The organism is Clostridioides sp. ES-S-0006-03 (assembly GCF_020662275.1).
GTDB lineage: Bacteria > Bacillota > Clostridia > Peptostreptococcales > Peptostreptococcaceae > Clostridioides.
In genome coordinates this window covers 97,270-119,857 of sequence record NZ_JADGMM010000008.1, presented here as the reverse complement: position 1 = coordinate 119,857, position 22,588 = coordinate 97,270, and the positions used below count along the sequence as shown (strand labels likewise).

Below are 22,588 nucleotides of genomic sequence, written 5' to 3'. Positions count from 1 at the left end.
GGGATATAATGAAAAGTTTATTTGAATTCAATAAAGAGTTATGTACAGCATGTGGGGCTTGTTTGCTTGCTTGTATAGACCAAAATGATAATGACATAGATAATGGTGAATTTTTTAGACATGTATTTACAGTGGAAGAAAAAGAAAAGGTAGAATATTTTTCATTATCATGTGTTCATTGTGATGAAGCAAAATGTGTAGATGTATGTCCTAAAGATTGTTTTAAAAAAGAAAATAAATTTGTCATATTAGATAATCAAGATTGTATAGGATGTAAACTTTGTGAAAAAACTTGTGAATATGGAGCTTTGATTTATGGAAATGATGGTAAAGCAAACAAGTGTAATGGTTGTGTTGAACGAAATGAGTGGGGTATGGATGCACCTTGTGTAATGGTATGTCCTACAGGAGCATTAAAGTTTAATATGGAAGTAGATTAATTATAAATTATAATTTATACTAAGATGTAAAATGAACTTTGTAAAAGACTACATTAAATTTGTATTATAACTAATTTAATATAGTCTTTTTATGTATATACTTATAAAATAAAAAATTGAGATAGTTAGAAGTTTAAATTTTTATTTTAAAAAGTTTGTCTTATGGATTACTAATCAATTAACATGTTTAAGAATTTTTCTTTATGATTTAAAAAATCTTGAGTAAGTTGATAATTTTCACTATCTTCGCATTTAACTTTATTAATGCCATTCTCATTTATTTCATAGATGATTGAATTAGGATAACAAATTAATATGGGTGAGTGTGTTGCTATGATGAATTGGCAATTTTGGGTTACTAATTCGTGTAATCTTGTTATAAAAGCCATCTGTCTAGCAGGTGAAAGTGCTGCCTCTGGTTCATCTAATATATATATTCCTTCTTTAGAAAATTTATGAATAAATAATGAGAAGAATGATTCACCATGAGATTGTTCATGCAATGATACTCCTCCATAATAGTTTATAGTTTTTACTCCTGACGAAAACCTAGAAGCTTTATCTATTGCAGTAGCTACATTATAAAAAGATTCAGCTCTCAAGAAAAAATTTTGCTTAGGTTTTTTAGGTCCTTTTGTGATTGTTATATATTTATGAAGTTCAGAGTGGCTATTATAAGTACTAAAGCCAAAGTTTTTTGTACCACCTTCAGGGTTGAATCCATATTCAATAGCTATTGCTTCTAATAATGTTGATTTTCCACTTCCATTTTCACCAATTATAAAAGTTACGTTTTTATGAAACTCAAGTTGATATAAGTTTTTTACTATTGGTAGATTAAATGGATATTCATTTATACTATGTATACCTTTTCTGTTTAGTTTAACTGACCTAATATATTGATTTATTTTTTCAGCATTCAAATTTAAAACTCCCTTTTATTGATTTTAATATACTTATTATAACTTAAAATTAGTGACTATATTTAGGTTTTTATCTAATAAATTTTAATATAGATATTAATAATTTTTAAATTGGAATCTAGATATAGATATTCATAGTGTTAATTATCAGAAACCTTACACTAACAACAGATAATTTTAATTACTCTTAAAATATTTACTTAGGAAATTAAAATATTTTATATTTTTAACAATAAAAATATATCTTTTATTATAAAAAAAATATTGAAAAACGATATTGTATGATGTAGTATATAATATATAAAATATTTTAAAGGAGTTGATATAGTGTCTGATAAATTTATAAAAAATCTATTAAATGGTATATTACAAATTTTATTTTTTCTTTTAGCATTAGTACTTTCTGTAGGAGGAATTAAAGGCTTTAGTTATATTTGTTTTAGTGGTGAAGCAACTATACAAAGTTTTATATCTGGTATGTTAAGGTTTTCTTTGGTTGTATCATATTTTATTATAGTAAAGTCATTGTTAGAAATATTAAATAGTTCTGAATATAGCTTATTCATAAATGAAAATGCAAAAAGATTTAGACTTATTGGCTATCTTTTACTTTTAAATTCTGTTATAGAATTTAGTTCAACTTTCGGTACTACTGGAACAGGAATGAGGTTCCTAGATTTAGGATTCGGATTTTACTTCACAGTCCCAACTCTTGTATATTTTGTGGTTGCTCTTATGAGTTTTGTGATTTCAGACGGATTTAAGAAGGCAATAAAGATAAAAGAAGATAATGATTTAATTATTTAGGAGGCACACTATGTCAATTATAGTAAATTTAGACATGATGTTTCGATAACTCTATATTTATGTTTAGTATATGGTAATAAAATATTTAATATATACTCAGTCTTTATTTTAATATATCCAGTATTCGTTCCATCACTACATCCATAATAATTCTTCTGAAGTAAATGATACACGAGATATATTTAATTCTTTACTAAATTTTTTCGTATCTAATTTTTTATTGATTAATATACAGTCTTCCACGGAGGTTGATTTGCAATAGCAGTAATGATATGTAAATATCTATATTACAACTTTTTCATATGTTTTAATTTTATAAAAACGAGTTAGACAGCCCAATTATATTAAATAAATTTGATATTAAAAAGGGCTATATAAGTGGGTAAGGAAATAGTTTTTTTCTATTGGAAAAATAAATAAAATTCTATTATAATTTAATATGTGACAAAAGTTTGCAAAAAACAACATTAAGTGAGGGGGACTTATTTTATGATTTTTAACATGAAATATTTTTTGGAATTATTTCAAATAATAATGAAATCATTCAATGTAACTGTGATTTTAGCAATAAGCTCACTGATATTTTCATTAATTATAGGAACGATAGTAGCGTTATTATCTTAGAAGAAAAAGTGCTTTAAAAATACTTGGAGATGAAAATATTGAAATGATTGATTTTTCAGCAATGACAGGTGAAGATTTTGCTATTTATATGAAGGAAAGACCTAGTTTATTTATGTATATAGGGGTAGGAAATAAAGAAAAAAATATAAATTACAGACTTCATAATAACAAGTTTAATATAGATGAAAAATGTTTAAGCACAGCATCTTCATTATTTGCACAACTTGCAGTAGATTATCTTTGTCAATGTTAGATTATAATTATAAGAATATATTCTATTTAAAAATAAAATGACTAAGTTATTTTTAGATTTCAAATTAACATATTAATTTTAGTATCAAATATATGATTAGTCTATTATATTTATTAAAAAAGGTGGATACTGATGATAAAAGTAGAGAATTTACATAAAAGTTTTAAAGGTACAGAAGTTCTTAAAGGTATAAATTTAGAAATAAATCAAAGTGAAGTAGTAGCTATACTTGGTCCATCTGGAACAGGTAAATCTACGTTACTTAGATGTTTAAATTATTTAGTTGAGCCTACAAAAGGAAAAATAATGATTGGAGATGTAAAAGTAGATGTAGAAAAAGCAACAAAAAAGGATATAGCAAATTTAAGAAAACATACATCTATGGTATTCCAAAATTATAACCTATTTAAAAATAAAACAGCATTAGAAAATGTAATGGAAGCATTGATAGCGGTACATAAAAAGAGTAAACAAGAAGCTAGAGAAATTTCGATAAAATTAATAGAAAAAGTTGGGATGTTAGATAGAAAAGATTTTTATCCATCAAAGTTATCTGGAGGTCAGCAACAAAGAATAGGTATAGCTAGAGCGATGGCAGTAAATCCAAATGTAATATTATTTGATGAACCAACATCTGCACTTGACCCAGAACTTGTTGGAGAAGTTTTAAGTGTTATAAAATCGCTTGCAAAAGATGGAATAACAATGCTTATTGTGACTCACGAAATAAATTTTGCAAAAGAAGTTGCTGATAAAATTATATTTATGGATAATGGTGTGATAGCTGAAGAAGGAACTCCTGATGAAATATTTAATAATCCAAAAAATGAAAGAACGGCAAAATTTTTAAATATTATTAGGAAAGAAGAAGTATTTAATTAAAAACATATAATTGAAGTATGTCTTAAGACATATGAGATACTTTCATAAAAGTAAGCTAATTAACATACAAAATTAATAGATATCTTAATTTATATAATTAAGATATCTATTAACTTTTTGAGTAAAAATATAAATTCTAGATTTAGACGTAATGCCTATAATTTGAATTAATTAAAATTATGTGTATTGAATCATATAAGTTTAAATATCAAACTTATTTTGGAAACAAAAGATTTCAAACTTATTTTTGTTAAAAGATAATAGACCTTCATCTCTCATTTTTCCAAGTTCTCTTGACATAGAACTTCTATCAACACATAAAAAGTCAGCCATTTCATTTCTTGAAAAAGGGATTGTAAACTTATAGTTACCTGTTCTCTCTATTTGATTTGAAAAGTACATGAGCAATTTTTCACGAGTTGTTTTACAAGAAAGCAACTCTATTTTGTTATGAAGTAAAATATTTTTTTCAGCTATTAATTGTAACATATTTTCAACAAGTCTATTGTGAAATTCACATGTAGACGAGCAAATACCAGTCACACTTTTAAACTTTATAAATAGAACTTCACATGAAGATGTTGTCACTACTGTTACAGTACTTTTATGTAGTCTAGTGCAAGCAAATACCTCTCCAAATAAATCACCAGGTAAAAGTTCAGCCACAATATTTCTATTACCTTCAATATCTTCTTTTATTATGTGTGCACTTCCCTTAAGCATAATTCCAATAGAAGTCACTTCATTTCCTACAGAAAATATTATGTCATCTTTTGGATAAGTCTTATCAGTAACACCCAAACATTCTAACATTGCTTCAAGTTCATCATCTTTAATCCCTTCAAACAGAGAAATCCTTCTTAATAGATTTATATGTTTTTCTAAAAATTTTTTCAAATAATCACTTCCTTGTTGCATATGCAACCGATAATTTCTTTTCATTGTACTATACTAAATTTATAAAAGCAAGGAGATATAAAAATCCTGATACAAAAATCTAAAATAAAAAAGACCTATGTCTTAAAAATAAATATCTAGTAAAGTAGTATTTTAAACAAAAAAATTTTATGAGGTGATATAAATGATTAGAAAAATAATTAAAATTAATGAAGAAAAATGTAATGGTTGTGGATTATGTGTTGAAGCTTGTCATGAAGAAGCTATAGGTATGGTAAATGGAAAAGCAAAACTTTTAAGAGACGATTATTGCGATGGTTTAGGAGATTGTTTACCAACTTGTCCAACGAATGCAATTTCATTTGAAAATAGAGAGGCTGCAGAATATGATGAAGAAGCAGTAAAAGCAAATATGGAAGCAAAGAGAGCACAAAAAGAAAATTTAGCATGTGGATGTCCAGGTTCTCAGTCTAAGTCTATAAAAAGACAAGATTTAGATACTATATCTACAAATAACAATATAGTAATGGAGGCACAAGAGTCTCAGCTTAATCAGTGGCCAGTGCAAATAAAACTAGTACCTGCTAATGCATCATATTTAAAGAATGCAAGTCTTTTAATAGCAGCAGACTGTACAGCATATGCATATGGAAATTTCCATAATAAATTTATGAAAAATAAGGTTACATTAATTGGTTGCCCTAAACTTGATGAAGTTGATTATGCTGAAAAACTTACAGAAATTTTAAGATTAAATGATATTAAAAATATAGTGGTAACACGTATGGAGGTACCTTGTTGTGGTGGTATCGTAAATGCAGTTAAAACAGCCCTACAAAATAGTGGAAAGATGATACCATGGCAAGTAATTACTATATCTGTAGATGGGAAAATAGTAGATGGAGAAATCTAATTAAGTAAATCGTAAACAATTTAATAAATTTTAATAAATAAAATTAAATGGGAGGAATAAAAGATGGAGAATATGTTTTGTTTTCAATGTGAACAGACAGTTGGTGGTAAAGGATGTACTATAAATGGAGCTTGTGGTAAAAAAGGGGGAACAGCTAATTTACAAGATGAACTTACAGGAGTATTAATTGGACTTTCAAGAGCAACTGTTGGAAATAAAAATAGACCAACAAGAGAAACAGATAAAGTTATGATAGAAGGATTGTTTACTACTGTAACAAATGTAAGTTTTGATGATGAAGCTATAAAAAGACAAATTGAAAAAACTGAACTAGCAAAAAGTGAACTTGTACCTAGATGTTCAGATTGCTCAACAACTTGTAGTAGAAATGATAACTATGATATGAAGAATTTATGGAATGATAATGAAGATATACGTTCATTAAAATCATTAATTTTATTTGGATTAAGAGGGATGGCTGCTTATGCTTATCATGCAATGGTACTTGGATATACAGATAAAGAAGTGAATGACTTTTTCTACGAAGGGTTAATAGCAGTTGGAGAAGATTTATCTAGTGATGAACTTTTAGGATTTGTAATGAAAACTGGGGAAATAAACTTAAAATGTATGGAATTACTTGATAGAGCAAATACCGAAACTTATGGAACACCAGAGCCAACTCAAGTACCTATGAAAATTGAAAAAGGTCCATTTATTGTAGTTACAGGGCATGACCTTTATGATTTACACAAATTGCTAGAGCAAACAAAAGATAAGGGAATAAACATATACACTCATGGAGAATTATTACCAGCACATGCATATCCAAAATTAAAAGAATATAAGCACTTAAAAGGAAATTTTGGTACAGCATGGCAAAATCAACAAAAAGAATTTGACAATATACCTGCTTCAATACTATTTACGACAAACTGTTTAATGCCTGTTAAGGATAGTTATAGAGATAGAGTATTCACTACAGAAGTGGTTGCTTATCCTGGTATGGTTCATATTGGAGAAGATAAAGATTTTTCTAGTGTAATAGAAAAAGCACTTGAACTTGGAGGATATAAAGAAGATATGCATATGACTGGAATAAATGGAGGTGATATGCTAACTACTGGTTTTGCAAGAGGAACAGTTTCATCTGTACAAGATACAGTAGTAGAAGCTGTAAAAAATGGTGCCATAAGACACTTTTTATTAGTTGGTGGTTGTGATGGTGCAAAACCTGGAAGAAATTATTATACTGAATTTGTAAAACAAGCTCCTGAAGACACTGTTATATTGACTCTTGCATGTGGAAAATATAGATTTAATGATTTAAATCTTGGAGAAATAGGTGGTTTACCACGTTTAATGGATATGGGACAATGTAATGATACTTACAGTGCAATTCAAGTGGCTATTTCATTGGCAAATGCTTTTGAATGTGATGTAAATGAATTACCTCTTAGCATAGTTCTATCATGGTATGAACAAAAAGCTGTTTGTGTACTTCTTACATTGCTTTACTTAGGTATAAAAAATATCTATATAGGACCTTCTTTACCAGCGTTCTTGTCTGAAAATGTATTGAATATATTGGTTGAGAAATTTGCTTTAACTCCTATATCTACTCCAGAAGAAGATATGAAAAAAATATTAGGATAAAGAGAATACACTTAGCTGATAAGGTATAAATTTTATAATCGAAGTATTATTAAGATTAATTATAATTAACATAAATAAGGGGTGGCTTTGTATAAGGTCAACCCTTATTTATATTTTTATGGTCTATTACTAAAGTATATATTATTTTAATCAATTATTTATAATAAATCATACTTTTAAACTTATAATACTTAAAATATGTGTATAGTACAAACAAATAAAAAGTATAGTTTTAATAGTGCAGGATACTGAATTTAATTATAGAAAGAGGAACTTTGTAATATAGAATTTGCATAATATATATATATTATAGTGTAATTATTTTAACTAAAATTTAAAATATATAAGGCATTTTATATGGGGGTATGTATATATGAAAAATTCGAATTTTAATATATTAACATTCGATGGTGGTGGATTAAAGGGAGCATTAAGTATATCCATACTTGAGAGAATAGTAGAGGAGTATCCAAGTTTGTTAAATAACATAAATATGTTTGGAGGAACATCTACAGGCAGTTTGATTGCATTAGGGCTTGCATATGGTGTAAGCCCTAAAGAGATAAAGACTCTCTATTCAATTGAAAATTCAAAGTATATTTTCAACAAAAGTTATGCAGAAATGCTCAGACCAAAGTATGAAAATAAAAATTTAAAGGAAATTTTACTAAGTATATTTCCAGAAGACTTAGAATTGAAAGATTTAAGTAAATTAGTCATGGTACCAAGCTTTTATATAGGTAATGAAGAACATTCATGGAAGCCTGTATTTTATAATAATATGCCAAATTCTCTTAATAAAACTAGTAAAGTTGTGGATGTAGCAATGGCAAGTAGTGCTGCACCAGTATTCTTTCCAACCTATAATTGTCATGTTGATGGTGGTATAATAGCAACTGACCCAAGTTTAGCATGTATAGTTTATTCAATTGACAGTGGACTTAAGCTAAATTATAAAAATACCAGACTTTTTTCTATAGGGACTGGATATGTATATAATAGTATAAAGACAGATACAACTGAATGGGGAGCTATTGACTGGATAATCAATAAGGAGCCAGACTTACCAATTATATCTGTTACACTAGAAGGGAACTCTCAAATGAGTCAATTATTTTCTCAAAAACTTCTTGGAGATAATTACTATAGGTTAAATCCTAAAATGGAGAGAGAGGTAGCTATGGATGATTGTGATTCACTAGAATATTTAATATCTCTAGGTGAAAACTGTGATATAAAAGATGCATTTGAATGGATAAATAAAAAAGGTTTTTATAAAAATTAGGTATAGTTTTTCATTATATTTATAAGTAAAAAATTTTTATAGTTTATAATTTTGATAAAACATTTTGCAATTTTAAATACCTTAATATCATATAGTATTTTCTAAATAAAGTAAAAAATAATAAAATACAAGATTATTAAGTTACTTCTTAGGGAATAAATAAAATATAATTTTTTTAAGGAGTGATGAAAATGATAAAACTTGCTACTTTTGCAGGTGGGTGTTTTTGGTGTATGGTAAAACCTTTTGATAAATATGATGGGGTTATAAAAGTAGTTTCTGGATACACAGCTGGTCATGTTGAAAATCCTACATATCAAGAAGTATGTTCAGGAACAACTGGCCATGTTGAAGCTATTCAAATAACTTATGATGATAACATAATAAGTTATGATGAACTTTTAAATATATTTTGGAAACAAATTAATCCTACGGATGATGGTGGACAATTTGGTGATAGAGGAACTCAATATAAAACTGCTATATTTTATCATGATGAAGAGCAAAAAAATACAGCTTTGAAGTCAAAAGAAAACTTAGAAAATAGTAAAATATTTGATAGTAAAATAGTTACTGAAATAATTCCAGCAACTAAATTTTACGAAGCAGAAGAAAATCATCAAGATTATTATAAAAAAAGACCATTAAATTATAATATGTATTATAAAGGTTCAGGAAGATATAATTTTGTAAAAAGTTATTGGGATGGAAATAATGTAGATAGGGAAGCGTTAAAAAAGACTTTAACTCCTATTCAATTTGAAGTTACTCAAAATGACATGACAGAAGTACCTTTTGAAAATGAATATTATGATAATAATGAAGAAGGTATCTATGTGGATATAGTAAGTGGAGAGGTTTTATTTTCTTCAAAGGATAAATTTGATGCAGGATGTGGATGGCCTAGCTTTGCAAAGCCAGTTATAGATAAGTCTATAATTGAAAGAAGTGATTTTTCACAAGGCATGTATAGGGTTGAAGTAAGAAGTGCTAAAGGAAATTCTCATCTAGGTCATGTTTTTGATGATGGGCCAAAGGAACTTGGAGGTTTAAGGTATTGTATAAATTCTGCTTCTCTTAAGTTTATACCTAAAAAAGACATGGAAGAATTAGGATATGGAGAATATTTAGAGCTTTTTAAATAATTAAAACTAGTTATATCATATATTCAGATTAGAGATGGAAATATAAATTTATGTTTTCATCTTTTGTTTTTTTGCCAATAATATGATAAATTATTAATTGTAATGTTATAATTTATATTTGTATGACTAAAGAATTTAATTTTTGAAAGAGAGAAAACAAATGAATTTAAAAGACTTTAATGGAAAAAGATTAAAATCAGCTAGAGTTTTTAGAGCTAAAACTCTAGAGCAGTTATCTAAAGAAACTAAAATAAATAAAAAAGATTTACAAGCTTTTGAAGAAAATAAGTATGTTCCAAATATTGAAAATGCATTAAAATTATCAAATATATTAAACTTCCCAAAAGAGTATTTTTATAAAAACGAAAGTATAAATGTTATTGTGGAAGATAGTCATTTTAATCCTCAATCTAAACTTCCTAGAGTGGAGGAAATTTCTTATAGAGAAAAAATAATAATCATTCATAAAATATACTCGTTTATGGAAAGTTATATAAAATTTCCAAAAGAAAACTTACCAAATAGAAAACTAATTAAGGATGTTAATATAAATGATATAGAAAGTCTTGCTAATAAGACTAGAGAACTTTGGAATTTAAACAACAATCCAATAGTAAATATGGTAAGTTTATTAGAGGCTAATGGGATTATAATATCAGGAATGAATGTAGATAGAAAAGGAGCAACCGTATTTACTCAAAAACAGAGAATAGGTAAAGAAACTAAATATCTAATATCTCTTGGGAATGATAAAAAATCAGCATCAATTAGAAACTATGATTTAGCCTATGAGCTTGGATATATAATATCAAGTCAATTGGGAATACCAAATAAGCAATTCTTAGCAGATGAATATGCCTGTGCATTTTTGCTTCCAAGAGAGACTTTTTTAGAAGACTTGGTTTATCCAGAAGACCTAGATTATTATGTAGAACTAAAGCAAAAATGGATTGTACCTATATCTGTTATGATTTTTAGAGCATACAATTTAGGTGAGATAAGCTATAAAAAGTATAATTATCTTATGAGCGAAATGGATAAACGAGGATGGTTAATAGAAGAACCATTAGATAAAATGAAGGGTGTAAGTCCAGTATATTTAAAAAAAGCAGTTGAATTACTGATAGAAAACAAAATAATGAACACAGACAATATAGTATCAAATTTAGGAGATATAGGAATAAGTCTTTATCCAGAAGACCTAGAATTATTGATGGGATTGAAAAATGGACTCCTATCTCAAAATACAAAGAAAAAAAGTAAAGTTATAAAATTTGATGGGAAAAGATAAATTAATATTTTAATATTGAAAGATAAAAGCAGGTATTTATGATTTAAATTTAAGGTTTATTAAGATAATTTTTTATCATAAGAAATTTACCTGCTTTCAATATTAAATTTGAGATACACTTAAAATATGCTATTAACTTAAATATGTATTCTAATATGGTATTAATCTAAATATCCTTAGCAATTTTAATGTATTCTTTTAAAATAGTACATGATTTATTGAATTTTTTTTGTTCATCATCAGTTAAATTAATTTCTACTATAGACTCAACTCCATTTATGCCAATTATGGCAGGAACACCAGCAAACACATCTTTTTGCCCATACTGACCATCTAATAAAGTAGAAACAGGAAGGATTTTTCTTTCATTATGAAAAATTGTCTTTACTATTTCTGTTAAAGCAGTACCAATACCAAATTCAGTAGAACCTTTGCCATAAAGTACATCCCAACCAGCTCTAGCTGTTTTTTCAGTTAATTCATCTAAGTTTAATTTTCCATAAGTGTTAGGATTTTCTTTCATAATATCAAATAATGGTTTACCACCAATTGAAACATGAGACCAAGGAACCATCTGAGAATCTCCATGTTCACCCATAGAATAAGCTTGTATTGATTGTTGAGGAAGATTTGTTTCCTCAGATAAAAGCCTTCTAAGTCTCGAAGAATCGAGTGCAGTGCCTGTACCCAAAACTTTATTTTTAGAAAATCCAGAAACTTTCCAAATATAATCAGAAATTATATCAACTGGATTTGAAATTACAATAAATATACCATCAAATCCAGAATCAACAATAGGTTTTACAATTGTTTTTACAATGTTGACTGTAGACTCAAGAGTATCCAATCTAGTCTGATTTTTTTCAGGTAATGGACCTGCACTTATTACTACAATATCAGAATCTTTACAATCATCAAGTGTTCCACTTTTTATTTTTGTAGCATGTTTAAGATAAGAAACTGCATCTGATAAATCTAAAGCTTGAGCCTTTGCTTTATTTTCATCTATATCAATCATCAGTAGTTCATCACAAACACCTTGAGTTATTAAACTAAATCCACAATGTGAACCGACATGACCAGTTCCTATTATTGATACTTTTCTTGGTTTTATTGACAAATTTAACATCTCCTTACAATTTGTTTTATGTATACATATGAGAATACTCTATAATAATTATAGAGTATCTAAATAAGTTAATTAAAGAATAAATCGTATATATTTAAAACTAAATAGTCTTTGAAAGTGCAATATGGTCTCTTAAAACAGAACAAGATTTACTAAATCCTTCTTGCTCATCATTAGTTAAATTGATTTCAACAATTCCCTCAATCCCACTTTTTCCTATAATACAAGGAACACCTGCAAATACATTTTCTTCATTGTATTGACCTTCTAATAATGTAGAGACTGGTAAAATCTTTTTCTCATTATGTAGTATAGCCTTTACAATTTCTACTAAAGCAGTTCCTATTCCAAACTCTGTGCAATCTTTGCCATTTATTATGCCTATACCTGTTTTCTTGTTTTTTTCAACTATTGATGGTAAGTCTAATTTGCCATAAGTATCTGGATTATCCTTCATCATATCTAAAATTGGTTTGCCACCAATTGAAACATGAGACCAAGGAACTATTTGAGAATCTCCATGTTCACCCATTGAGTAAGCCTGTATTGATTGTTGAGCGATTCCAGTTTCTTCAGATAAGAGTCTTCTAAGTCTTGTTGAGTCTAAAGCTGTTCCAGTTCCAATAACTCTGTTTTTAGGGAAACCAGACTTTTCCCAGATATAATTTGTAACTACATCAACTGGATTAGAAATAACGATAAATATACCATCAAATCCAGAATCAATTATAGGTTTTACTATAGATTTTATCATCCCAATAGTTGGTTTTAGTAAGTCTAACCTAGTTGTGTTTTGTCTGCGTAAAGGACCTTCTGAAGAATCTGCAACACTTATCACTACGATATCAGAATCCTTACAATCATTAAAAGTTCCTTTTTCTATATGTACTTTATGTGGAAGATAGGAAACCGCATCAGCTAAATCTAAAGCTTGAGCCTTTGCTTTAGCTTCATCAATATCAATCATAAAGAGTTCATCACAAACTCCTTGAGTTATCAAACTAAATCCACAGTGTGAACCAACATGACCTGAACCTACAATAGATATTTTTCTTGGTTTTATTGGCATTTTAAATCACTCCCCCTACAAAATAAAACGATATATTTATAATACAATGCTATATGTTATTAAGTATGTTTTTTATAGATTGCAATATTCTATCATTTCAGAAAATTTATTTAATATGATTTTATACTAAAGTTTTTAAAAAAGCAATGTTAATATACTTTATATTATTGAATATTTAAAATAATATATAATTATAAATTTGTTAACATTAATATCTATATGTTAAAATATAGTAGAAGATTACTATTAAAAAATAGGTTAAGCTCTATCTGGTGTAATTACTTTAAACTTAACCTAAAATATGTGTATATTTAAACAATAAGGCAGTTTAGAATAAAGGAAATGGAGATAAAATCATAATGGAAAAGTTATACTATACAAATCAGTATATAAGAGATTTTACAGCAGAAATAATTGAGATAAGAGAAATAGAAAATAAGTTTCATGTTTTGTTGGATAAAACAGCGTTTTTCCCTGGTGGAGGAGGACAATTTGGAGATTTAGGAAAAATAGATAATTATGAAGTAATAAGTGTATATGAAGAAGATAAAAAAGTATATCATATATTAGATAAAAAACCAATAAAGATACATAAGGTAAAGTGTAGTATTGATTGGGATAGAAGAGAAGATGGTATGCATCAACATTTTGGGCAACATGTACTCTCAGGGTGTTTTTTTAAGACTTTTAATGCAAATACAACGGGTTTTCATTTAGGTAATGAGTACAGCACAGTGGATATAGAGGGTAATTTAGATGAAGAAAAAATTAGAGAGATAGAGTTGCTTGCCAATGAAATTATTCATCAGAATATACAAGTAGAAACATTACTTCCAACTAAAAGAGAATTAAAAAAAATTTGGTTAAGACGTGCTTTACCAAACACAAATGAAGAAATAAGGGTAGTAAAAATAGGTGACTTAGATACAAATGCGTGTTGTGGAGTACATCCAACATCAACAGGTGAGCTTAGAATGATAAAAATAAAGAAATGGGAGAAGCATAAGTCTAGTACAAGAATAGAGTTTTTGGCTGGTAAAAGAGCTGTAGATGAAGTATTAAAAAGGGATATATGTTTAACTAAAATCTGTAGATATTTAAGTTGTAGTGAAGAAGATGCTATAAATGGAATTGTAAATTTAAATGAGAAAGTGGAAGATTCTCTAAGTAAAAAGAGAAAACTTGAAGAAATAGTAGCTAAGTATCAAGTTAAAGAAATGGTTGAAAATGCAAATAAGATTGGAAATATTTCAGTTGTTAAAAAAATTTATGATGAAGAAGATTTAAAATATGTAAATAAAATTGCAAATAAAATTACAGAAGATGAAAATAAAATTGCATTATTAGCTGTTAGATTTGAAGAAAAAATAAACTTAATTTTTGCATGTTCTAAAAATTTGAAGGCTGTTAATATGGGAAGTTTATTGAAGGATGCAATAAGTCTTATAGATGGTAAAGGTGGAGGAAGTCAGGTTTTAGCTCAAGGTGGGGGAAAAAATAATGGTAACTTAGAATCTACCTTCGATTATGCATTTATGAAACTAGAAAAAATTTTATAATGTATTATTACAAAGAGATTAATGTAATACGTAAAATAGATATGGGGGAATAAGTATGGAACAAAAGGACTATATAGAATTATATGAAAATGAAGAACTGATAGAGATAAGAGAAGCCCGTTTAGATGATTTGGATATAATAGCGAGATTTAATTATAATTTAGCTAAAGAAACAGAAGGAAAAGAACTTGACATGGATGTTTTAACTAAAGGTGTAAGGGCGCTATTATTAGATGAAAGAAAAGGAAAATACTATGTATATACAGTATTTGATAAGGTTGTTGCACAGATTATGTATACATATGAGTGGAGTGATTGGAGAAATGGAAACTTTCTTTGGATTCAGAGTGTATATGTAGAGAAAGAGTATAGAAGAAAGAACATCTTTAATTATTTATTTAATCATATAAAAAATATGTGTGATAGAGATGAAAATATTGTTGGCATGAGATTATATGTAGAAAAAGAAAACATAAATGCAAAAGCAACATATGAGTCTTTAAATATGTATGAATGTGATTATAATATGTATGAATATGAAGTAATAAACTAGTAATGTAAATATAAGAAGTAATAAACCAATAAGATAAACTTATACTATTATTATATTAAGATTATACGTTTATCTTGGGTATATTGAGAATTGTATGAAATAAAGCAGATATTATAATTAAATTTTTTAGGGGGTATAAGTATGGGCGTTTTAAAAGTCATGTTTTATGTATTTTTGTTTTTAGATTTAGTATCAATATTCTGTTTCTTTTTTAATAAAGGCAAGATAGCATCTAATACAATTGTATTTAATGCAATAGGTGTATATACATTTGTACTTTGTTTCATGCATTTTAGTTCTTATCCAAGTAATAATATTCTTGGTAAATTTATTGCATCTCTCTTTTTTATACTTGGAGTTGCAGGAGTCATGCTTAAAGAAAAAAATTTTTTATATGCTAGATTACTTTTAACTTTGGTTATTGTTTGTTCTACACTTAAATTGTTTGTTATTTAATAAAATGTATCTATAATGAAATTTATGAAGGTCTATATTTTAAAGTATAGATCTTTTTTAATATGTTTTAATTTAACACTTAAGGAAAATTTAAGAAAATTTTAAAGGCATCTTAAATACTTGTTGGTATTATTAAAATATTAAAAGAGAGAAGGTGTTATTATTGAAAAAAGACATGTGTAGAACTTCAGAAAAATTATTATTATCAATTATATACATAATATTTTTTGTATATGTTCTAATAACTATAAGGATAATTTTATTTAAAGATATACCAATTTATGCCATTTTCAAGGGTGGATTTAGGTCTGTCAACTTAATTCCATTCTATACAGTATGGGAATTTATGACAGATAGTAACATTAGTCTTATAAGAGCTATTGCAAATATCATAGGTAATATTGGTATATTTATTCCAATGGGAATTTTTCTTCCTGTAGTATTAAAAAAATTAGATAAAAAAACTATAATTATAATAATTTCTCTTATTAGTTTAGGATTTGAATTAATACAATACATTTTGGCTATTGGAAGCAGTGACATAGATGATGTGATTCTAAATTCATTAGGTGGGATACTTGGTATTATTATTTATACAAAGGTGACCAAATTATTTCCTAATAACATTAAAAAATTCCAAGCCATAATAAGTACAAGCATAGTTTTGGGAGTAATAGGATTAGGTGTCATTGTTACAAATTACCAAAGCTTGTTAACTTTTAAACTCAAGCCAGATAAACAAGTTTCAAGAATATTAGTTGAAGAAAATAAGGAAATAATTAAAGATATAGATAAAAATGAGGGAGATATAATTGGCTCATTTGAAAGCTTTAAAAATGGTGTATTAACTATTAAGGCAGCTTGTAATAATAATATAAAGAGTCCAGATAATTTAATGGATAAGAATGGTAATATAAAAGTTTATCTAAGTAAAAATACAAAACTAATATCCTTTGTAATCACTGAAGGAGAGAATAAAGATATAATTAGATATGAAGAATTTGATGCTAAAAATTTGCCTCTGTTAAAGAAATCTGATACATTTGAGATTTGGATTGATAAGTATAATCGACCAAAAGATGAACATGGAATTACAGCTGCTAGATTATTAATCGGATTAGATGAATAGAATATCCAACAAAAAAGAATAACAACAGTAAAAAACGAAAAAACTATTTCTATAATTATTTTTACATTATGCACAAAAATATATCAACTATTGAAGGAGTAGAGATAAATTATGGAGATAATAAAATATATTTTGTATTTTTTTATATATTCATTTCTAGGATGGGTAGTAGAAAGTGCAGGATGTTCTATAGCAAGCAAAAGGATAATCAATAGAGGTTTTTTAAATGGCCCAATATGTCCTGTTTATGGTTTTGGAGCAGTACTTGTGATATCAATATTAGGCAGGTTTGACAATATAATTATTTTATTTTTGATAGGAATGATTTTGACTACAATACTAGAATATTTTACAGGATTTATTTTAGAAACATTATTCCATGCTAAATGGTGGGATTATTCTGACCAAAAATTTAATGTAAAGGGAAGAGTCTGTTTAAAAAATGCAATATATTTTGGAATAATGTCTGTTGTAATAATAAAATTTATACATCCCTATATAGAATATATTGTGAGTACTATTCCGTATAATATATTAATTTCAATAGTGGTAATTACGACTTTATGGACAATTGTGGATTTAATTGTTACTATCATATCACTTAAAAAATTAGACATGAAGCTCAATTTATTAGATGAAATAATTACAGACCTAAATGGTATAAACATGAAATTAGATAAGTTTGATAGAAGAGAGATACAAGCTTTATTTAAAACAATAAATAGTGAAGAGTTAGAAGCCAGAGAAAAATTAAACAGAATAAACAGTAAATTAGACCGTATAGAATCTAATATTATCTTACAAAAAAGAATTATCAAGGCTTTCCCAGATATAAAACATAAAAAACAACAAGAACAATTACAATATTTTAAAGAAATCATTAATGATAATAAAAGATGATAAGATGATTTAATTAAAAATAAACGGAAAAATAGTATTTATAAGATAATTTGCAAAGAACTCTATTATAATAGAATAGAGTTCTTTATTTTTTGGAGAAATAGAGTTGATTTGCTGAAAATAAAATATATTATCTCTGAATAACAAATATTTTGAAAATTATAAAAACATATATTGACAATTTGTGTCAAAAATACTAACATTAGTATATAAAGAATTTTATATAAAAATATCTTTATAAATTGCAATAATTCTAAAAATATAAATTTACTTAAAGAGGGGAATGATTTGCCAATGAGCGAGATAACTAGTCAAATGATAAGTACAGAAGAAAAAAAATATGTTGCTAAAACTCAAAAAATACCTTATTATCCAGTAGCATTTAAATCAGGTGAAGGTGCAATGCTATATGATTATGAAGGTAATGAGTATGTAGACTTTTTAGCAAGTGCAGGCTCTGCAAATGTAGGTCATGGAAATAAGGAAATCTCACAAGCAGTTAAAGAACAAATGGATGATATCACACAATATACACTTGCATATTTCCATAGTGATCCTCCTGTAAAGTTAGCTGAAAAGCTTGTGGAAATAGCCCCTGGAGATAATGATAAGAAAGTATTATACAGCGCAACAGGCTCTGCTTGTATAGATGCTGCTATAAAATTAGCAAGAGGATATACTGGAAGAACAAAAATAATATCTATGTGTGAATCATATCATGGAAGTACTTATGGAGCTATATCTATATCTGCATTAAGTACAAATATGAGAAGAAAAATGGGTCCATTATTACCAGAAGTTTATCACTTCCATTATCCAGATAAAAATAGAACTGCCAAAGAATGTTTAGATGAAATGGAATATGCTTTTGCACACTACTTACCAGTAGAAGAAGTAGCTGCAATATTTATAGAACCAATTGCAGGAGATGCAGGAATAATAGTGCCTCCAGTAGAATGGATTAAAGGATTAAGTAAAATATGTAAAGAAAATGGAATACTACTTATAAGTGATGAAATACAGCAAGGTATGGGAAGAACAGGTAAATGGTTTGGTATAGAAAATTTTGGTGTTGAAGCAGACCTTATAGTTCTTGGAAAATCTGTTGGTGGAGGATTACCTTTAGGAGCAGTTGTTGGAAGAACAGAAATAATGCAAAGTCTTGATGCACCAGCACATCTATTTACTTTAGCTGGAAATACAACAGTATGTGTAGCTGCTTTAAAATCTATAGAAATAATTGAAAGAGAAAATCTACTTCAAAAGAGTATAGAAATGGGAGATTATATTAAAGCAGGATTTGAAAAACTAAAAGAAAAATACGATATAATTGGAGAAATAAGAGGCTTAGGTTTATCTATAGGAGTTGATATAGTTAAAGGAAAAGGTTCTACTGAAAAACATCCAGATGCTACAGCTAAGATATGCTACAGATGTATACAAACTGGTTTGATAATGATATTCTTAGGACAATCCACTTTAAGAGTACAACCACCTTTAGTAATAACTAAGGAGCAAGTAGATAAAGCAATGAGTATTATAGATTCTGCAATAGATGATTATTTAAATGGTAGAATTGGTGACGAAGTTTATGAAGTAACTCAAGGTTGGTAAAATAGATATTAAATAAAAAAGAGTTATCTCAATTTTAGAAAATAATTTCTGAAATGAGATAACTCTTTTAAGTTACCCACAAGTAAGAAGATTAGTCGATTCATTAAAGGTTATGTTTTGGGTATTACTTTTGTGAGTATTAGAAACAGTATTACGAGAGTAGTTGCTCTTACTCGAACTATCTGTCAATTTTGTTATAATCAAAATTGCTAAAAGAATAAAAATTACTGTGTATAAAGCAATAACATATGGTTTTCTTTTATATTTGTATTTGTTATTAAAAAAAGAATGTCCATAATTATCTTTATTGACCTTATGTTTATTTATATTTGTATTCTTTTTTTTGTTATTCTTCTTTTTATCATCCTTTTTTCTATTTTTAGGGTAAGGAATGACTTTGTGTGTATCATCAAGTTTGACATTTTTATTTTTTTGAATATTGTTTTCTAGGTTAGCTTTTTTTTCTCCAAATTGAATAGTTTTATTGGTATTGTTGTTATCTTTCAATGTTAATCTCCCTCCCTTAAACTTTCCCTTTAGATAATATTACTACTAACCTATAGAATATACAATAATAATATACAACGAATAAAATTTTATAAGTATAAATCTCTTTCCCCACGTTCTAAGGCAGTCATATTGTTAGATACGATGTTTCTTATGTCTTCTCTTTCTATCTTAGATATTTCTTCAGTAATAAGTTTTTTACCCATAGATTTAAGTTCTTCGTCACCATAATCAATTAAAAATTCATTCAATGTAGTAAGTGCATTTGGTGTGCAGACATTGTGAATTTGACGACTCTTAGCCAAACTCATAAATCTATCTCCAGTTCTACCTTTTCGATAACAGGCTGTACAGTAACTAGGGATATATCCATCAGTGATTAATTCCTTAAGGACTTCTACAGGGCTTCTGTGGTCTCCAACCTCAAATTGCTCTGTATTGTCACCATCTTCATATGCTTTATATCCACCAACACCTGTTAGAGAACCTGCACTAACTTGTGATACACCATATTTTAGTAATTCGTTTCTCATTTCAGCAGTTTCCCTAGTAGACATTATAATTCCAGTAAAAGGAACTGCCAATCTAGTTATAGCTACAATTTTTTTGAACATATCATCAGAAACTAAATGAGGGAAATTTTCTAAACTCATACCCTCAGCCTTTTTTAATCTAGGGAAAGATATAGTATGGAATCCTACACCAAATTTTTCTTCTAGGTGTTCATTATGCATCATAAGTCCTAAAACTTCAAATTTAGGGTCAGCGAGACCAAACAAAACTCCTGCACCAACATCATCAACTCCAGCTTCCATGGCTCTATCAAAAGCTGTTAAATGGTAGTAGTAGTCATTTTTTATAGACTGACCATGCATCTTTATAAATGTTGGTTTATGGTAAGTTTCTTGAAATAGTATATAAGTTCCTATTCCCTTTTCTTTTAGTAGTTTATATTCTTCTACACTAGTAGCTGCTATGTTAACGTTTACCCTTCTTATGTTTCCATTTTCATTATATGTTGAATAAATTGCATCTAAGCAGTCTAGTATATAATTTATATCACAATTTTTAGGGTCTTCACCAGCTTCTAAAGCAAGTCTTTTATGACCCATTTTTTCAAGTATTTTAACTTCTTCTCTTATTTCGTCCATAGTAAGTTTTTTTCTTTTAAATTTATTACATGTATTGAAACCACAGTAAACACATTCATTTACACAGTAGTTTGATACATAAAGAGGGGCAAATAAAACCACTCTATTACCATATATTTCATTTTTTATTTGCCCAGCTATACTAAATAATCTATCAAGTTGTTTTTTATCTTCTACTTCAAGAAGTGTAGCTATATCTTTATAACTAAGTTTTTCTCTTCTATCAGCCTTATCAAGTACTTTTTCAATATCATCAGAAGTTGAATTTTTTGCATCCTCTAACAAAGAATTAATAAGTTCATGTTTTATGAACATTTACAAACGCCTCCATTCAATATTATCACCACGAGAGTAGTCAACTTTAAGTCCTAGTGACTTGATATTTTCCTCTAAACTCTGGTGATATTCACAAGCTTCTTGACCAGTAAAGGCTTTGTTATCATAAAGAGAATATTGTTTTCTAAATTCTTGAGGAGAAAGGTTTGGCATAATTACATTACAACCAGCTAAAAGACCTGCATTTCTACCACTAGGGTTTATAGATGCAAGAGCTGTTGTAGCAGGTAATAAGACTTTTGGAAGTAGAAGTCTTGTAATTGAAAGCATAAGTAGTGTTTTTTCTAAATCACCATGTTTATAATCTTTAAAGATTGTATCATGATGTGGGATAAAAGGTCCTATACCAACCATATGAGGATTTAACTCTTTTAGGTATAATAAGTCACGAACAAGGTCCTCATTGCTTTGGAATGGTGACTCAACCATAAATCCAGCACCTACTTGATAACCAATTTCCTTGAGGTTTTTAAGGCATTCTTTTCTAGTTCTAAGTTCAATGTTTGGCGGATGTAATTTTTTGTAATGGCTGTCTGTAGCAGTTTCATGTCTTAAAAGATATCTATCTGCACCACTTAAAAAGTATTTTTTATAGGAGTCATAGCTTTTTTCTCCTAATGATAATGTTATAGCACAATCCTCATATTTATTTTTGATACTTGAAACAATCTCACATATCTTATCATCAGTAAAATATGTGTCTTCACCACCTTGTAAAACAAAAGTTCTGTATCCTATCTTATAACCTATATCACAACATTCAAGTATTTCATCCGTTGAAAGTCGATATCTTGTAATATTTTTATTAGAAGATTGTATACCACAGTAGTAACAATTGTTTTTGCAGTAGTTTGTAAGTTCTATAAGCCCTCTTAAGTAGACCCTATTTCCATAGTGTTTATTTCTCATATCGCTAGCTTGCTTGTAAAGATAGTTTCTCAAATTTTGTTCAAAGTTATATTCTTCATTGTCGATATTCTCTATTAAGTATAGTAGTTCATCAAAGCTTAGTGAATTAATGCTGTAAAGTTTATCTATAAAGTATTTAATCTTATTTTTAGTCATATCT

Annotated in this window: 23 protein-coding genes; 16 read left to right on the top strand and 7 right to left on the bottom strand. The window is 27.7% G+C overall.

Annotation, left to right across the window (positions count from 1 at the left end):
* The first annotated feature begins 8 nt into the window (after positions 1–8).
* Positions 9–440 carry a 4Fe-4S dicluster domain-containing protein gene (locus IR151_RS12405; RefSeq protein WP_227434829.1) on the top strand — a complete coding sequence of 144 codons (432 nt, stop codon included), beginning with the start codon at positions 9–11 and terminating at the stop codon, positions 438–440.
* A gap of 170 nt (positions 441–610) precedes the next feature.
* Here the strand turns inward: IR151_RS12405 and IR151_RS12400 are convergent, their stop codons facing one another.
* Entirely contained in the window at positions 611–1,363 is a 753-nt protein-coding gene (locus IR151_RS12400; protein WP_227434828.1) for an AAA family ATPase, read from the bottom strand.
* Positions 1,364–1,690: 327 nt separating this feature from the next.
* On the opposite strand from IR151_RS12400, the gene IR151_RS12395 reads away from it, so the two are divergent.
* The 4 genes from IR151_RS12395 to IR151_RS12385 all read left to right on the top strand — a co-directional run bounded on the left by IR151_RS12395 (position 1,691) and on the right by IR151_RS12385 (position 3,929).
* Positions 1,691–2,170 (top strand): DUF2975 domain-containing protein, encoded by a 480-nt coding sequence (locus IR151_RS12395; protein WP_227434827.1) that lies wholly within the window; start codon positions 1,691–1,693, stop codon positions 2,168–2,170.
* Positions 2,171–2,659: 489 nt separating this feature from the next.
* Positions 2,660–2,794: a hypothetical protein gene (locus IR151_RS20240; protein ID WP_255606519.1), complete on the top strand. Its 135-nt coding sequence runs from the start codon at positions 2,660–2,662 to the stop codon at positions 2,792–2,794.
* Positions 2,795–2,837: 43 nt separating this feature from the next.
* Positions 2,838–3,047 carry a hypothetical protein gene (locus IR151_RS12390; RefSeq protein WP_227434826.1) on the top strand — a complete coding sequence of 70 codons (210 nt, stop codon included), beginning with the start codon at positions 2,838–2,840 and terminating at the stop codon, positions 3,045–3,047.
* Positions 3,048–3,179: 132 nt separating this feature from the next.
* Positions 3,180–3,929 (top strand): amino acid ABC transporter ATP-binding protein, encoded by a 750-nt coding sequence (locus IR151_RS12385; RefSeq protein ID WP_227434825.1) that lies wholly within the window; start codon positions 3,180–3,182, stop codon positions 3,927–3,929.
* Positions 3,930–4,130: 201 nt separating this feature from the next.
* Here IR151_RS12385 and IR151_RS12380 read toward each other — a convergent pair whose 3' ends face one another.
* Entirely contained in the window at positions 4,131–4,847 is a 717-nt protein-coding gene (locus IR151_RS12380) for a Crp/Fnr family transcriptional regulator (RefSeq protein WP_227434946.1), read from the bottom strand.
* A 163-nt stretch (positions 4,848–5,010) separates the two neighbouring features.
* On the opposite strand from IR151_RS12380, the gene IR151_RS12375 reads away from it, so the two are divergent.
* The 5 genes from IR151_RS12375 (at position 5,011) to IR151_RS12355 (ending at position 11,116) form a co-directional block, all read left to right on the top strand.
* On the top strand, positions 5,011–5,739 hold the full coding sequence (locus IR151_RS12375; protein ID WP_227434824.1) for a 4Fe-4S binding protein: 729 nt from the start codon (positions 5,011–5,013) through the stop codon (positions 5,737–5,739).
* Between the two features lie 63 nt (positions 5,740–5,802).
* A complete protein-coding gene (gene hcp, locus IR151_RS12370) occupies positions 5,803–7,395 on the top strand; it encodes a hydroxylamine reductase (protein ID WP_227434823.1) in 1,593 nt (530 codons plus the stop codon).
* A gap of 373 nt (positions 7,396–7,768) precedes the next feature.
* Positions 7,769–8,680, top strand: coding sequence for a patatin-like phospholipase family protein (locus IR151_RS12365; RefSeq protein ID WP_227434822.1), 912 nt, complete (start codon positions 7,769–7,771; stop codon positions 8,678–8,680).
* 191 nt (positions 8,681–8,871) lie between these two features.
* Positions 8,872–9,825: a peptide-methionine (S)-S-oxide reductase MsrA gene (gene msrA, locus IR151_RS12360; protein WP_227434821.1), complete on the top strand. Its 954-nt coding sequence runs from the start codon at positions 8,872–8,874 to the stop codon at positions 9,823–9,825.
* 160 nt (positions 9,826–9,985) lie between these two features.
* Complete coding sequence (locus IR151_RS12355) at positions 9,986–11,116, top strand: XRE family transcriptional regulator (RefSeq protein WP_227434820.1); 1,131 nt, start codon at positions 9,986–9,988, stop codon at positions 11,114–11,116.
* Between the two features lie 166 nt (positions 11,117–11,282).
* Here IR151_RS12355 and IR151_RS12350 read toward each other — a convergent pair whose 3' ends face one another.
* Together IR151_RS12350 and IR151_RS12345 are read right to left on the bottom strand one after the other, a co-directional pair.
* Positions 11,283–12,236: an L-lactate dehydrogenase gene (locus tag IR151_RS12350; RefSeq protein ID WP_227434819.1), complete on the bottom strand. Its 954-nt coding sequence runs from the start codon at positions 12,234–12,236 to the stop codon at positions 11,283–11,285.
* Positions 12,237–12,345: 109 nt separating this feature from the next.
* A complete protein-coding gene (locus tag IR151_RS12345; RefSeq protein ID WP_227434818.1) occupies positions 12,346–13,314 on the bottom strand; it encodes an L-lactate dehydrogenase in 969 nt (322 codons plus the stop codon).
* Positions 13,315–13,673: 359 nt separating this feature from the next.
* Here IR151_RS12345 and IR151_RS12340 point away from each other — a divergent pair, with 359 nt between their 5' ends.
* From IR151_RS12340 to IR151_RS12315, 6 genes are all read left to right on the top strand, one after another.
* Positions 13,674–14,873, top strand: coding sequence for a DHHA1 domain-containing protein (locus IR151_RS12340; RefSeq protein WP_227434817.1), 1,200 nt, complete (start codon positions 13,674–13,676; stop codon positions 14,871–14,873).
* 55 nt (positions 14,874–14,928) lie between these two features.
* On the top strand, positions 14,929–15,426 hold the full coding sequence (locus tag IR151_RS12335) for a GNAT family N-acetyltransferase (protein ID WP_227434816.1): 498 nt from the start codon (positions 14,929–14,931) through the stop codon (positions 15,424–15,426).
* A gap of 141 nt (positions 15,427–15,567) precedes the next feature.
* Positions 15,568–15,882, top strand: coding sequence for a hypothetical protein (locus IR151_RS12330; RefSeq protein ID WP_227434815.1), 315 nt, complete (start codon positions 15,568–15,570; stop codon positions 15,880–15,882).
* A 163-nt stretch (positions 15,883–16,045) separates the two neighbouring features.
* On the top strand, positions 16,046–17,011 hold the full coding sequence (locus IR151_RS12325) for a VanZ family protein (protein ID WP_227434814.1): 966 nt from the start codon (positions 16,046–16,048) through the stop codon (positions 17,009–17,011).
* Between the two features lie 111 nt (positions 17,012–17,122).
* Complete coding sequence (locus IR151_RS12320; protein ID WP_227434813.1) at positions 17,123–17,911, top strand: putative ABC transporter permease; 789 nt, start codon at positions 17,123–17,125, stop codon at positions 17,909–17,911.
* A 294-nt stretch (positions 17,912–18,205) separates the two neighbouring features.
* Positions 18,206–19,525: an aminotransferase class III-fold pyridoxal phosphate-dependent enzyme gene (locus IR151_RS12315; RefSeq protein ID WP_227434812.1), complete on the top strand. Its 1,320-nt coding sequence runs from the start codon at positions 18,206–18,208 to the stop codon at positions 19,523–19,525.
* Between the two features lie 72 nt (positions 19,526–19,597).
* Here the strand turns inward: IR151_RS12315 and IR151_RS12310 are convergent, their stop codons facing one another.
* The 3 genes from IR151_RS12310 to hydE all read right to left on the bottom strand — a co-directional run bounded on the left by IR151_RS12310 (position 19,598) and on the right by hydE (position 22,584).
* A complete protein-coding gene (locus IR151_RS12310; RefSeq protein WP_227434811.1) occupies positions 19,598–20,032 on the bottom strand; it encodes a hypothetical protein in 435 nt (144 codons plus the stop codon).
* Positions 20,033–20,121: 89 nt separating this feature from the next.
* Positions 20,122–21,498, bottom strand: a complete 1,377-nt coding sequence (hydG, locus tag IR151_RS12305) for a [FeFe] hydrogenase H-cluster radical SAM maturase HydG (protein WP_227434810.1) — start codon at positions 21,496–21,498, stop codon at positions 20,122–20,124.
* Positions 21,499–22,584 (bottom strand): [FeFe] hydrogenase H-cluster radical SAM maturase HydE, encoded by a 1,086-nt coding sequence (gene hydE / locus IR151_RS12300; RefSeq protein WP_227434809.1) that lies wholly within the window; start codon positions 22,582–22,584, stop codon positions 21,499–21,501.
* Positions 22,585–22,588: the final 4 nt, after the last annotated feature.